General features: G+C 56.7%; 15 protein-coding genes. 5 read left to right on the forward strand and 10 right to left on the reverse strand.

Annotated elements, in window-relative coordinates:
- Nucleotides 1-119 precede the first annotated feature (119 nt).
- The 4 genes from CU100_RS21005 to trxB all read right to left on the reverse strand — a co-directional run bounded on the left by CU100_RS21005 (nt 120) and on the right by trxB (nt 3,022).
- Nucleotides 120-437 carry a type II toxin-antitoxin system PemK/MazF family toxin gene (locus tag CU100_RS21005; protein WP_106718520.1) on the reverse strand — a complete coding sequence of 106 codons (318 nt, stop codon included), beginning with the start codon at nt 435-437 and terminating at the stop codon, nt 120-122.
- A 1-nt stretch (nt 438) separates the two neighbouring features.
- Entirely contained in the window at nt 439-687 is a 249-nt protein-coding gene (locus CU100_RS21010) for an AbrB/MazE/SpoVT family DNA-binding domain-containing protein (protein WP_342588320.1), read from the reverse strand.
- A 404-nt stretch (nt 688-1,091) separates the two neighbouring features.
- Entirely contained in the window at nt 1,092-1,988 is an 897-nt protein-coding gene (locus tag CU100_RS21015; protein WP_106718521.1) for a LysR family transcriptional regulator, read from the reverse strand.
- A 59-nt stretch (nt 1,989-2,047) separates the two neighbouring features.
- Nucleotides 2,048-3,022: a thioredoxin-disulfide reductase gene (trxB, locus tag CU100_RS21020; protein WP_106718694.1), complete on the reverse strand. Its 975-nt coding sequence runs from the start codon at nt 3,020-3,022 to the stop codon at nt 2,048-2,050.
- Nucleotides 3,023-3,282: 260 nt separating this feature from the next.
- Between trxB and CU100_RS21025 the strand changes: the two genes are divergently transcribed.
- Nucleotides 3,283-3,753, forward strand: a complete 471-nt coding sequence (locus tag CU100_RS21025; RefSeq protein WP_106718522.1) for an Lrp/AsnC family transcriptional regulator — start codon at nt 3,283-3,285, stop codon at nt 3,751-3,753.
- On the opposite strand, the gene CU100_RS21030 is transcribed toward CU100_RS21025, so the two are convergent.
- The 3 genes from CU100_RS21030 to greA are packed head-to-tail and all read right to left on the reverse strand — an operon-like array spanning nt 3,750 to nt 6,009.
- Complete coding sequence (locus CU100_RS21030) at nt 3,750-4,472, reverse strand: glycosyltransferase family 25 protein (protein ID WP_106718523.1); 723 nt, start codon at nt 4,470-4,472, stop codon at nt 3,750-3,752. The two genes, CU100_RS21025 and CU100_RS21030, sit on opposite strands and share 4 nt — an antisense overlap.
- Nucleotides 4,469-5,530 carry a glycosyltransferase family 4 protein gene (locus CU100_RS21035; RefSeq protein ID WP_106718524.1) on the reverse strand — a complete coding sequence of 354 codons (1,062 nt, stop codon included), beginning with the start codon at nt 5,528-5,530 and terminating at the stop codon, nt 4,469-4,471. Before CU100_RS21035 ends, CU100_RS21030 begins: the two co-directional genes overlap by 4 nt.
- Nucleotides 5,531-5,535: 5 nt before the next feature.
- The gene (greA, locus tag CU100_RS21040) at nt 5,536-6,009 is read right to left on the reverse strand and encodes a transcription elongation factor GreA (protein WP_106718525.1); all 474 of its coding nucleotides are present in this window, start codon (nt 6,007-6,009) and stop codon (nt 5,536-5,538) included.
- A gap of 278 nt (nt 6,010-6,287) precedes the next feature.
- Here greA and CU100_RS21045 point away from each other — a divergent pair, with 278 nt between their 5' ends.
- Nucleotides 6,288-7,427, forward strand: a complete 1,140-nt coding sequence (locus CU100_RS21045) for a PQQ-dependent sugar dehydrogenase (protein WP_106718526.1) — start codon at nt 6,288-6,290, stop codon at nt 7,425-7,427.
- 88 nt (nt 7,428-7,515) lie between these two features.
- Entirely contained in the window at nt 7,516-8,406 is an 891-nt protein-coding gene (locus CU100_RS21050) for a DMT family transporter (protein WP_106718527.1), read from the forward strand.
- Here CU100_RS21050 and CU100_RS21055 read toward each other — a convergent pair.
- Nucleotides 8,396-8,746, reverse strand: a complete 351-nt coding sequence (locus CU100_RS21055; protein ID WP_106718695.1) for a DMT family protein — start codon at nt 8,744-8,746, stop codon at nt 8,396-8,398. The two genes, CU100_RS21050 and CU100_RS21055, sit on opposite strands and share 11 nt — an antisense overlap.
- 206 nt (nt 8,747-8,952) lie before the next feature.
- On the opposite strand from CU100_RS21055, the gene CU100_RS21060 reads away from it, so the two are divergent.
- Complete coding sequence (locus CU100_RS21060) at nt 8,953-9,951, forward strand: extensin-like domain-containing protein (protein WP_106718528.1); 999 nt, start codon at nt 8,953-8,955, stop codon at nt 9,949-9,951.
- A gap of 8 nt (nt 9,952-9,959) precedes the next feature.
- Here the strand turns inward: CU100_RS21060 and CU100_RS21065 are convergent, their stop codons facing one another.
- Nucleotides 9,960-11,150 (reverse strand): low temperature requirement protein A, encoded by a 1,191-nt coding sequence (locus CU100_RS21065; protein WP_106718696.1) that lies wholly within the window; start codon nt 11,148-11,150, stop codon nt 9,960-9,962.
- A 279-nt stretch (nt 11,151-11,429) separates the two neighbouring features.
- On the opposite strand from CU100_RS21065, the gene CU100_RS21070 reads away from it, so the two are divergent.
- Nucleotides 11,430-11,852 carry a VOC family protein gene (locus CU100_RS21070; RefSeq protein ID WP_106718529.1) on the forward strand — a complete coding sequence of 141 codons (423 nt, stop codon included), beginning with the start codon at nt 11,430-11,432 and terminating at the stop codon, nt 11,850-11,852.
- Here CU100_RS21070 and CU100_RS21075 read toward each other — a convergent pair.
- Complete coding sequence (locus CU100_RS21075; RefSeq protein WP_106718697.1) at nt 11,849-12,187, reverse strand: acyl-CoA thioesterase; 339 nt, start codon at nt 12,185-12,187, stop codon at nt 11,849-11,851. The genes CU100_RS21070 and CU100_RS21075 overlap by 4 nt on opposite strands.
- Between the last annotated feature and the right edge of the window lie 115 nt (nt 12,188-12,302).

Below are 12,302 nucleotides of genomic sequence, written 5' to 3' on the forward strand. Positions count from 1 at the left end.
GAGCCAAGACACAGATTGATCCAGGCACTTCGCAGAAACGAAGACTAGAGCCTTTCATGCCTGCCTCTGGAAACCCTTCTCAGGCAGAGTATGCCCACCGCGCCTGATCACCCCCTTTTCTACTCGAACACCATTCTGAGCTTCGCAAGAATAGTGTTGAGCGTAGCGCTGGAAACCTGCCCCAGCTTTTTTACAAGGCGCTGCTTGTCAATCGTGCGGATTTGATCAAGAAGCACCAAGCCGTCCTTGTCTTGAAAACGCAGAGCCACTCTAAAGCCGGCTGGACGGCTGCCCGTATTCATTGGAGCAGCAATCACCGTGCGCAAATGATCATGCATTTCTGGCGGTGAAATTAGAAGGCAAGGGCGGATTTTCTGAATTTCGCTGCCGATTGTCGGGTCGAGATAGACGAGCCACACATCGCCGCGATTCACCATTTTAGCTCGCTGTCGTCTTCATTGGGGAATTCCGGCCACACCACAAGGCGTCATCGTTGTTTTCTGCGATCCTTTTCGCATCTTCGGCCCAGCCAGCACGCGGCGCACCGCGGACAAGGGTGATAATGATGCGACCATCCTCAACAAGCAAACCCACTTCGTCGCCTGGTTGAGACCCTATTTCGATAAGGAACGGTTTAGGAATAATGACTCCAGAGGAATTTCCCATTTTCCGGACAGCACTTCGCATTTGCTGGTCTCCTGTTACAACTTTGTTGCAACATACCGATCGAGGATGGCGTCATTCAAAAATGCAGCGGACATCTGAACATACCCCTGAAAAGAAAAGAGGCCGGACAATTGCCCGGCCTTAAGTTTTGAAGGTGCCGTTTCCGGCGATACCTCCAGAGGGGAACACTTGCGGGCGCGCAATGGGAGGAGGAGACGCACCGGCAAGTGACCTGCATATGAGCCCTTTAGCTTGCTCTCGCAACCATCAATTGTGCAACGCACCCATGCACCCGGCGCATACCGGCGGACTGGCGGCAGATATTGGAATCTTAGACCCTTGCCTACGTGATGCAGGCAAAGCGATGCTCTTGCGTGCGACAAACGTCGAAAGAAAATCTTTTCAGAAAGAAGAGAAATAACGTCCTAATAGGACCATGTACGTGCTTTGGAGAAAAGGAAATCTCGAAAGACGTGCAATTTGGCAGCGTTCTTTATTCCCTCCGGATAACAAAAAAACGTATCGAATGACGGCAGTTCCATTTCCGGCAATAGCCGGACCAGTGTCGAATCCTTCTCCACCATGTAATCCGGCAATACGCCGATACCGACGCCTTTTTGGATGGCGCGTTTGATGGACAAAAGGTTGTTGATCTGCAGAACGGCCGGTCTGAGATTGCCATCCGACCGCCCAATGATCTCCAGCCAGTTCAAATTGGTGAGATAGGATGGAGTGGGCTCGCCGAAGCTGACGATGCGGTGGGAGTCGATCTCCTCGACATTTTCGATCTTGCCATATTTCGCAATATAGGCCGGCGACGCATAGACGTGCATGTGCACTGTAAATAGCCGCCGCTGGATGAGATCCGGCTGCTGTGGCTGGCGCAGACGAATTGCACAATCCGCGTGCCGCATCGTCAGGTCGAGCTCTTCATTGTCGAAAAGCAGTTGCAGCTGAACCTCAGGATAAAGTTCGATGAATTCCTGCACGCGCTCAATCAGCCAGCCAGAGCCAAGACCGACAGTCGTCGTCACCCGCAATTTGCCCGATGGCCGATCCTTGCTCTCGGTAAGGCGTGAGCGGACATTCTCGAGCTTCATCAGGACTTCGTGCGCAGTGCGGTAAAGTACCTCCCCCTGCTCCGTCAGGATGAGGCCGCGGGCATGCCGGTGAAACAGGGGCACGCCAACGTCCTGCTCGAGAGCACTAACCTGACGCGAAATGGCTGATTGCGACAGATGCAACGTCTCGGCGGCATGGGTAAAGGACCCTGCCTCCGCAGCAGCATGGAATATTCGCAATTTGTCCCAATCAAGCGACATCGCGCAGTCTCTCCCCCGTTCCGGCCGCACATATCGGGACCGGTTCCACTCGATGGCTACTATTCGGCAGCTTGACGCACCGGTTCCTGAGCAGCCAGCCAACGCTCGGCCTCGAGCGCCGCCATGCAACCCATGCCGGCAGCGGTGACCGCCTGACGGTAGACATCATCGGTAACATCGCCAGCGGCAAAGACGCCGGGCACATCAGTCGCCGTTGAATCGGCAGCGGTCCAGAGGTAGCCATTCGGCTTATGTTTGAGCTTCCCCTTGAAAAGCTCGACCGCCGGCGCATGGCCAATAGCGATAAAAACACCGTGCGTTTCGAGCTCCGTCAATTCACCGGTCTTCACATTTTTCAGCCGAACGCCCGAGACCGATGCCGGCATGGGTGCCTTGGCTTCTGTCCCGGTGATCTCGTCGATCACATTGTCCCATATGACTTTGACGTTTTCTTTACTGAACAACCGGTCCTGCAGGATTTTCTCAGCGCGGAAGTGATCGCGGCGATGCACGACTGTCACCGACTTGGCTATATTCGACAGATACAGCGCCTCCTCGACAGCAGTATTGCCGCCGCCGACAACGACAACGTCCCTGTTGCGATAGAAGAAACCGTCACATGTGGCACAGGCCGAGACGCCAAACCCCATGAATGTCTGTTCTGTTTCGATGCCAAGCCATTTGGCCTGTGCGCCCGTCGCAATGATCAGCGCATCGCATGTATATTGCGTGCCACCGTCACCGATCAGCCGGAACGGCCGTACCGATAGGTCGACTTCCGTAATGATGTCATGAACGATTTCCGTACCCACGTGCTCAGCCTGGATCCGCATCTGTTCCATCATCCACGGGCCCTGGACGGGATCGGCATAGCCGGGATAATTCTCGACGTCGGTCGTGATCATCAACTGACCGCCCTGCTGAAGACCTGCGACGATAACCGGCTTCAGGTTTGCACGGGCCGCATAGATCGCCGCAGTATAACCTGCGGGACCGGAACCGATGATAAGAACGGGCACATGGCGCTGTGACATGACTATACCTTGAAGTGATATCTGTTCGACATACAAGAGATGGCATGAACGGCCATGCCCTTTCAATGACTATAAAGTAGTGGTTGAGCACCCTTCGTTGCAAGGTCTTGGCTCAATATAGCCGGGTTAGCCACAGCTTGTGGCGGAACAGCGGCGTTTCCGGGCCATTTGCCGAAGCTGTTTGCAACCATCGCGCGATGTGATTACACAGCGCGGGGAATCGCTTATGGTGCCACAATTCTCTTGGGACAGGACAAAACATGCCTTTGAAGGCCGAGCTCGACGCGATCGACTGGAAAATCCTGAAACAATTGCAGGATAATGGCCGCATAACCAATGTCGAATTGGCAGAACGCGTCGGCATATCGGCACCGCCATGTCTGCGCCGTGTACGCAAACTCGAAGAGGCAGGCATCATCCTGGGCTATCGCGCAATCCTGAATGGCGCCATTCTGGGCCAGGACATCGTCGCATTCTGCATGATCCGCCTGCACCGCCAGTCTGATGCAGATTTGAAAAGTTTTGCCGAGACGACCAAGCACTGGACGCTCGTGCGCCGGGCGTGGATGGTCTCCGGCGAGTCGGACTTTCTCTTGCACTGCGTTGCAAGCGATCTGAGCACGTTTCAGAATTTTGTCATCGAAGAACTGACATCGACGCCCAATGTGGATTCCGTCCGCACGTCGCTGACGATCCGTTCGGTCAAGAACGAACCGCTTATGGTGCTCTAACGCCGCATCTTATTGTAGACGTAGAGCCTCACGCGATACCAGGGACGCAGGATCTCCCGCCTCAGCCGCCCGCCGAACGTCTTGTTCTTGCCCTGAACGACCGACCCGCCGAGATCGATCTCGCGAATGGTGATCGGTCGCGCTGACAAAACCCGGGCGCCGTGCACCCAGGTCATCTGTATCGTCGTGTCCACCGGCCTGTCGAAGCGTTCCGTAGCAGCAAGGAGCGCGATGGCAGCTTCGCGTCCGACGAGTTGCATCTGCATTCCAAGTCCGGGCAGTTCTGGATGAATGATGCTGCCCTCACCTCTGCGCGCCACTTGCAGGCCCGCCTCGCCACGCGGCCAGCGCGGGAACCGGATGTAATCTTGCGGCTGCACCATATCGATCGCCAGTTGCAACTGTGCAGCGAAACCGCCATCCACATCGACGTCGTCCTCGATGACAAGGCCGGCATCCAGTCCCCTGTCGACGATTGCCTGCCAAGCCTTGCGATGCGAGAGAAAACAGGCGACCTCGGACTTCCTGAGTTCAAAGGGATAACGGGGTCTGTGCAAAGATCGCGTGTAGACAGCGGCAATATCTTCCTCGCCCATGTCAAGGGCATCGACTGCATCGAGGATCTGCGCTTTCATGGCCAATCGGCCAACTAATCCGCGAGCATGTTCGCCGCGACGTGCCGCGCGCTTGAGATGGATGATGAAGGCCTCAACCTTCACGATCTCGATCCGCGCGCGAAAAGCTGCTCGTAAACCTCGCGGATGCGTTCGGCTTCCTTCTGCAGCGGGAAGTTGCGGGAAACGTGCACCAGCGCAAGCTTGCCCGCCTCTTCACACAGGGCGGGATCGGCAAGATAGCACGCAACTGCCTGCTCTAGTGCCGGTCCGTTTCCGGCAGGAACGACAATTCCGGTTTCGGGCTCGATCATCTCCGAATAAGCGCCGGCGTCGCTCGCAACCACGGCTGTTTGCGACGCCATGGCCTCGAGCGGCGTGAGGCCGAAGCCCTCGTTGCGGGATGGTGCAACGTAAAGCGCCATGCGCCGATACCAGATACGCACATCCGGCACCTCGCCGAGGAATATGATGCGGTCCTGAAGCCCGGCTTTCATGATCCTGTCGCGCAAGCCCTGCTCGAAGCTTCTGTATTCGACGGTCGTACGGCCGGTCATGACCGCTGTCCAGTCGGGGTATTGCGGCAGCAGGTTGATCATCGCATCAACGAACAGATCCGTGCCCTTCGACGGACGAATGCGCCCCGAGCAGCCGACAAGATAGCGCCCTGGTAACCCGGAGGCGGCAAACCTGTCCTCTTCATCCCGTGGCGGATGGAATCTTTCCGTATCGACGCCATGCATGATCACCGTATGCGGCACCTGCAGAAAGCTGCCGGATTTGCCGCTTGTTGCGATCACGCCATGCATGCGGCGGATCAGCCATTTGGTGAAAGGCCTGTGATCGCGCTGGGCAGCGGAGGTGAACAAAAGCTCGAGCTTCATGCGCAGCACATGGCGCATGACAATACCGGCAATCATCTCGATGTTGCGACGGGCGTGCCAAATGCGGAATGGCCTGTTCTTCGGCCTGAACCAAAGACCGGGCAGCGACAGCCATCCCATATTGGGAAGGTCGGCCGGAAGGCCCGGACCCATGGTCACGATTTTCAGGCCCTGGGCCCGCTGGACCGGAACGAGTTGAACGATAGTCGAGGTGACCCCCGAAAGCTTGCGCTTGAAATTCGGAGCGATCACCTCGACGCTGCTCAGCGGATCCCGCACGAAGTCTAGACGAACCTGAAACCGATGATTTCGTAAGATCGCGCACCACCGGGTGCATTGACTTCGATCGTCTCGCCTTCACTCTTGCCAATCAGCGCGCGCGCAATCGGCGAGGAAATCGAGATGCGGCCCGCCTTGGGATCAGCTTCCTGATCGCCGACAATCTGGTAAACCTTTTCCTCTTCCGTATCCTCATCGATCAGTTGGATCGTGGCGCCAAATTTGATCTTGTCGCCTGACAGCTTGGAAATATCGATGATTTCGGCGCGTGCCGTATAATCCTCAAGCTCGCCGACCCGGCCTTCATTGTGGCTCTGGGCTTCCTTGGCGGCGTGGTATTCGGCATTCTCCGAAAGGTCGCCATGGGCGCGCGCTTCCGAAATAGCCGCAATGATACGTGGACGTTCTTCCTGCTGGCGCCAGCGCAACTCCTCCTTGAGCTTGTCGAATCCAGCCTGAGTCATCGGGACCTTTTCCATGCCCTCTCCTTTCGTAGTCAACTATCGAACGGCACCGGCCGGTGCCCCTCAACACAAAAAGAAAACGGTCGCCGAAGTCCAAGACTCCGGAACCGTTCAGTCGTTCGTGACTTAATATAGCACTGTTTCCAGCGATTTCACGAACAAAGTGGAAAATGTCGCACGGCAAGATTTGTTCCGGTGGCCAAACCCCGGCGTAGCCCATTCACACCACTGTGAGACGACCGGATCAGCAAACCATGCACAATAATAGCGGATGCCGAGGAGGAATGTCGTCAATGAACCAGCTATTGCGCATTACGTCAGTCATCACCTTCGCTGCCCTGTCGTCGTTCGCGTCATTGGCACTGGCGAAAGATTTCAAGACGCAAACGGTCACGATATCGGCTGAGACAATCGCCAGCGGCCTCGATCATCCATGGGGTCTCGCCTTTCTTCCCGATGGCGCACTGCTGGTAACGGAGCGCGGTGGGAAGATCCGTATCGTTAGGGATGGCAAAGTATCCAGGCCCGTAGCCGATGTGCCCAAGGTGGCTGTCAGGGGTGAAGGCGGTTTGCTCGATGTGGCGCTTGCGCCGGACTTCGCCAAGAGCGGGACGATCTATTTCAGCTACACGCAACCTCGGCAGGATGGTGTCGGTACAGTGATGGCGAGCGCCAGGCTGGCCCGCGATGCTGATGGAGCCGAACTCGAAAACGTCAAGGTTCTGCTATCGGTAAAGCAAAGCACCAGGGGATGGTCGCATTTCGGCTCGCGTATTCTCGTTGCGCCCAACGGCAAGATCTTTGTCACGATCGGCGACCAGGGCACCATGAAGCGCTCGCAGGACTTCAAGGACGAGGCGGGGTCCATTCTTCGCATCGATGCTGACGGAAGTGCGCCCTCCGACAACCCGTTTGCCGACGGCGGACAGGCGCTGGCCGAAATTTGGTCCAAGGGACATCGCAATCCGCAAGGTCTGGTCTGGGATGCCGTAACGGATTCCCCGTTGATCGTCGACCATGGGGCCAAGGGCGGGGACGAGATCAACCAACCCCAACCCGGCAAAAACTACGGCTGGCCTGTCATTACTTACGGTGTCGACTATTCCGGCGCAAAAATCGGTGTTGGGACCCATGCGGAAGGCTACGAGCAACCGCTCCATTACTGGGATCCGTCCATAGCTCCCTCGGGTCTTGCAGTGTACGATGGTGCCATGTTCCCCGAGTGGAAGGGCGATCTTCTTCTGGGCGCGCTCAAGGCCCGGATGCTCGTGCGTATGGACCGCGATGACAAAGGCGCGATCAAGTCCGAAGAACGGATGCTGAAGGGCGCGTTTGGTCGTATTCGCGATGTGCGCGTAGCGAACGATGGTTCGATCTATCTGCTCACCGACGAAGGCGAAGGCAAAATCATCCGGCTGACGCGCGCCGGTTGATTTCCACCCTTGATGCGCTCGATCACAATCGCTAGAGACCGGTGAATGCGGGCTCGGAGTTGACCGCGAAACTTCTTGCGGGATTCTCATGACGCATGGTCGCGCCAATATATTGCTGCTTGTCGCGGGAGCCATTTGGGGCTTTGGTTTTGTTGCCCAATCCAGCGCAATGGCCAGTGTGGGGCCGTTCATGTTTGTCAGCCTGCGCTTCTTTCTCGCCGCCCTGACAGTCATCCCGCTTGCACTTCGAGAAGCGAGGGCAGCGCCGGTGAAGCTCACGCGCGCCGACTATAACGGCTTCTTTTTCATAGGCGTCCTGCTCTTTGCGGGAGCCGCACTGCAACAGATAGGCATGCAAACCACGTCCGTCACCAATGCGGGCTTTCTGACCGGACTATACGTGGTCATGGTGCCTTTTCTTGCCGTCATCCTGTTTTGGCAATGGCCGCACCCTATCGTCTGGCCCTGCGCCTTGGCAGCACTCGCAGGCATTTTCCTATTGTCTGGAGGACATCTCGACGGCCTTACGATCGGAGATTGGCTGATTGTTGCATGTGCCGTCTTCTGGGCGCTGCAGATCATTTTCATCAACCGGTTGGGCATGAAAAGCGGCAGGCCCATCATGTTGTCTTTTGTTCAGTTCATGGTCTGCGGAGTTCTCGGGCTTGTAGCCACGTCGTTCACCGAGCGCAGCGAACTCTTCTCCATCCTGGCGGCAGCGCCGGAAATTCTATTCGCCGGTGTCATCTCCTCAGGCATCGGTTTCACGCTTCAAGCCGTGGGTCAGCGCTTCACAACCGCTCCGCAAGCCGCAATCATGCTGTCTTCCGAGGCGTTGTTTGCAGCTCTCTTCGGTGCGATGCTGCTCGGCGAACGCCTGTCTCTTCAGGGCTCGGTGGGATGTGCGCTCATTTTCCTCGCGATGATCGCCGTGGAGTTGATTCCCGCTCTGCGCAGCCGGGCAAGGGTCAGGCCTTGAAGATCAACGTGGCTCCGCCGGCGATCAAGGCAAACCCGGCGACATGCTGCCAGGTGAACGCCTCTTTCAGATAGAAAACAGAAAATACGCTGAACACGACAAGGGTGATGACCTCCTGCATGGTCTTGAGCTCGGCAGTCGAATAGACCGTGTGACCGATACGATTGGCGGGGATGGCCAGCCAATATTCCATCAGGGCAATACCCCAACTGGTGAAGACCACGAGCGCAAGTGGTGCGGTGGGATATTTCAAGTGGCCGTACCAGGCGAAGGTCATGAAGACATTCGAGGCAACAAGAAGAAAAATCGGCAGAAGCGATGGCGATAGAAGAGACGTCATGATGGGTATCCGGAAGGAAGGGGAATGGAGGAGGAAGGAAGAAGAAGCGAATGGTTTGGCTGATTGCAGCAAAATCAATCCGGGAGCAACGGGCCAGCGGATCACATTTTCGACGTAGGTCTTAACACCGGCGCTGACCATTCCTTTACAATTTGTCACTATCTTTAGGCGCCTGTGCCTTTTCGAGGCAAAGGGGATGTGGTGACATGAGTAGTGCGTTGTCGTCCGCTACACGCCTCAGGCGTTTATCTATGGCTGTTATTCTGTGCACCACCACAGCGCTCAGTGCATGCGGCATGGGCGATGTGCGGCGGCCCATGGCCGACGTTGGCGATTCAGATACTTCCGTGGCCAGCCAATCGCTCGCCAGCGAAGAGAGCAACGGTGTCGCCGAGGAGAACCAGTTACGGGCTAGCGCCGAGCCGGGGGAGTTCGCTGCCCAGGAGCCCGAGATTCTCTCCGCGTCAGACGTAGCGCAAGCACCTGACCAGCAGCCGGACACGATTGTCGTGCCGGAAGCGCCGCAGGTCGCGGAGCCGAAGCGTTACTCCTTGCCGGAATCCGAACCGGCCTCCGACGACGCGGAAAGCTATGGCTATTCGGGCGGTATTCGCGACCCTATTGCGCGCGGGGAAACCAGGCTCGCCATGTCAGGCAGCGAGACCGCATGCCGGACCCAACTCAAACAACTTGGCGTTGTTTTTCAAGAGCGCGATCCAATCAACGATGGAGGAGTCTGCCGGATTGACCATCCTTTGACCGTCAGCGGTTTCTCCAGCGGCCGCATCAGGCTGAAACCGAGCGCGACCTTGAACTGCCAGATGACCTTGGCCTTTGCCCGCTGGGTCAAGGGGGATCTCTCGCCGTCGACCCGGCTGCGCTATCTCTCTGGCATTAACACTATCCATCAGGCATCAAGTTATTCCTGCCGCACCATGAGCAGTCAGCGTGGACGCAGTATGTCCGAACATTCCAAGGGCAATGCGCTGGATATTTCCAGGATCACTCTCAACAACGGCAAGGCTATTCAGGTGCAAAAGCCCGGCTGGTTCGCTTTCCGCCAGCGAGGCCTGTTAAACACCGTCCGTTCGGATGCCTGCGACTATTTCACGACGGTTCTTGGGCCCGGTTATGACAGGTTCCACGGTACGCATTTCCACTTTGATCTGATGCAGCGGCGCAATGGACGTCGCGCCTGCCGTTAGGGCGCTGCCTAATCCTCGACGGGATGATCCGCCTCGACGCGGCCAAAAAACTCCCAGACTGTTACGACGATCAAGATACCGCTGGTGATTGCTCCTAGCACCAGCGGCGACAATTCATCCGCAAAAAATGCCACGATCGCACACAACCCGAGCCCGACCATATGCGACAGCGGCGGCCTTCCCGCGATGTAATATTTGAAGAGCAGGTTGCCGATCAGATACAGAGCAGTGCCGCCGACGGACGTCCAGATAGTCGCGGCATCGGCGTGTCCTTCGGGATGCGCAAGGATAAGTTCGTCGGACACGGCAACGACGATGATCCCTGCCACGAGCAGAATGTGCACATAGGTATAGGCGAAGCGTGCAATCTTCCCCGGATTGTCGGTCTCGGCGATCTTTTCATGGGCAACCGATTGCCCAATGTTGAAATAGACGAGCCACATGGCGACCGACGCAACGAAAGTTGTCAGGAACGCCGAAAAAGAGGTCAGATTCCACTCCTGGCCGGCAAAAGTCTCTCCGGAGACAAGGATGGATTCTCCGAGCGCGATAATGACGAAAAGCGCGGACCGTTCCGCCATGTGATCGCCGTCGATATCCCAATCTTCCGTTGAGGATGCCCCCAAACCATAGGTCCAGAAGCCCAGTGCCGGTCCGATCAGTTCGATGCCCAGCGCGAGAGCCCAGAGTACCAGCCGGGACTCTAGATCGCTCAAGCCACCGGCGATCCAGAACGAGCCCGATACTATGAGCCAAATCGTGATTCGCAGGAAATTGCGGAAATTGGACTCGTTGTGGTGCCGCAACGCCCAGACCATGAAAAGCGACCTGCCAAGTTGCATGAAGACGAAAGCGCAGGCGAATACCAGTCCGCGTGCTCCGAAGGCATTTGGAATCGACGTCGAAAGGACAAGCCCGGCCGCCATCAGCACGAACAGCATGATCCGAACCGGCGGGGTCGACGGGTCAAGCCAGTTCGTGCACCACATCGTATAGACCCAGACCCACCAGATTGCCCCAAGAAGCAACGAACTCTCGGCGACGCCCTTCAGGCTCAGATCGTGCAGAAGCAAGTGCGAAATCTGCGTGATTGCAAAGACGAAGACGAGATCGAAAAACAATTCGACGAACTCGACTTTCGCGCTGTCCTCCTCGTTGCGCTTGCGCGAGTAGTCTTGAATTGCTCCAAAAAAAGCCACGTTTTTGCCTTTATTTTTGATGTGAGTTTTGCTCAAAATGGCGTAACTTTTGCCAAAAATGGCACGGCTTTTCCTGCAAACGGAAACGTTTTTCGACCGGAAACGCGCGTTTTTCCCAGGCGGATGATTGCAGTTCTCGCTGAACGCATCTCCCCGACAGTTGACGGCCGCAAGTTCTCAGCTGAGAACTTATTCCTATTTTTCTCCTGCCAAACGCCACTTGCAAACCTCCCCGCCCCTCCTGTCTAATGCCGTCTCAACAACACCCAGGACGAGCATATGGCCTTTACCGACCGATATCCTATTATTATTACACCGCGCAAAGAAGCCTGCCGAGATTTTTGGATCCAGCATCTTGGATTCGTCAGTGGCTTCGATAGTACCTGGTTTTGCTGGCTTTCAGCGGAAGACGGCAGCGCGTCCATTGCGTTCATGACACCCGATCACCCGTCGTCTCCACCCGGCTCGGACTCCTTCAGCGGGAGCGGAATGTGCTTTGAACTTCAGGTGGACGATGCGCGGGCGGCGTTTGAAAAGATGAGCGCTTCCGGCCTGAAAATCGAATATCCGCTGACGGACGAGCCATTCGGGCAGCGTCGTTTCGGCTTTCATGATCCCTCCGGTCTTTGGATCGACGTCGTCGAGCAGATCGACGCCGAGGCAGGCTTCTGGGACAAGTACATGATCGGCAGCCAGCTCTAGCGCTCGCCGGGAACTGGCGTGGGCTTGCCTTCCCTGTCGAGAGCGACCATCACAAAATCGGCATGCGTAACGCGTTCCATCAGATCAGAAAGGTAGCGTTGCGCCCAGGCCTCCACCTTCAACGTTATGGATGTTCGTCCGACACGATCGATATGGGTATAGACGCACAACGTGTCACCGATCTTGACCGGTTTTGCGAAGGCCATTTCCTTGACCGCAGCGGTCACGACCCTCCCCCTTGCCCGTTCTGCCGCCCTGATGCCGCAAGACAGATCCATCTGTGCCATGACCCAGCCGCCAAAGATGTCTCCCGCGGCATTCGCATCGGCGGGCATCGCCAGAGTACGCAGCGTCAATTCGCCGATAGGTTTGGTTTGTTCACTCAACTCAAGCCTCCATGTATCTTTAGGATCTTTTGCATGATGCTTTGCAGCGGGCGATTTGGGAAGG

It is taken from the genome of Phyllobacterium endophyticum, assembly GCF_003010935.1.
GTDB lineage: Bacteria > Pseudomonadota > Alphaproteobacteria > Rhizobiales > Rhizobiaceae > Phyllobacterium > Phyllobacterium endophyticum.

Excerpts from the sequence above, each read along its gene's own strand:
- CU100_RS21025 (WP_106718522.1), top strand. The coding sequence starts at position 3,283 with ATGCCTTTGAAGGCCGAGCTCGACGCGATCGACTGGAAAATCCTGAAA.
- CU100_RS21060 (WP_106718528.1), top strand. The coding sequence starts at position 8,953 with ATGAGTAGTGCGTTGTCGTCCGCTACACGCCTCAGGCGTTTATCTATG.
- greA (WP_106718525.1), bottom strand. The coding sequence starts at position 6,009 with ATGGAAAAGGTCCCGATGACTCAGGCTGGATTCGACAAGCTCAAGGAG.
- CU100_RS21010 (WP_342588320.1), bottom strand. The coding sequence starts at position 687 with ATGCGAAGTGCTGTCCGGAAAATGGGAAATTCCTCTGGAGTCATTATT.
- CU100_RS21075 (WP_106718697.1), bottom strand. The coding sequence starts at position 12,187 with ATGCCCGCCGATGCGAATGCCGCGGGAGACATCTTTGGCGGCTGGGTC.
- CU100_RS21015 (WP_106718521.1), bottom strand. The coding sequence starts at position 1,988 with ATGTCGCTTGATTGGGACAAATTGCGAATATTCCATGCTGCTGCGGAG.
- trxB (WP_106718694.1), bottom strand. The coding sequence starts at position 3,022 with ATGTCACAGCGCCATGTGCCCGTTCTTATCATCGGTTCCGGTCCCGCA.
- CU100_RS21005 (WP_106718520.1), bottom strand. The coding sequence starts at position 437 with ATGGTGAATCGCGGCGATGTGTGGCTCGTCTATCTCGACCCGACAATC.
- CU100_RS21050 (WP_106718527.1), top strand. The coding sequence starts at position 7,516 with ATGACGCATGGTCGCGCCAATATATTGCTGCTTGTCGCGGGAGCCATT.
- CU100_RS21070 (WP_106718529.1), top strand. The coding sequence starts at position 11,430 with ATGGCCTTTACCGACCGATATCCTATTATTATTACACCGCGCAAAGAA.
- CU100_RS21045 (WP_106718526.1), top strand. The coding sequence starts at position 6,288 with ATGAACCAGCTATTGCGCATTACGTCAGTCATCACCTTCGCTGCCCTG.
- CU100_RS21055 (WP_106718695.1), bottom strand. The coding sequence starts at position 8,746 with ATGACGTCTCTTCTATCGCCATCGCTTCTGCCGATTTTTCTTCTTGTT.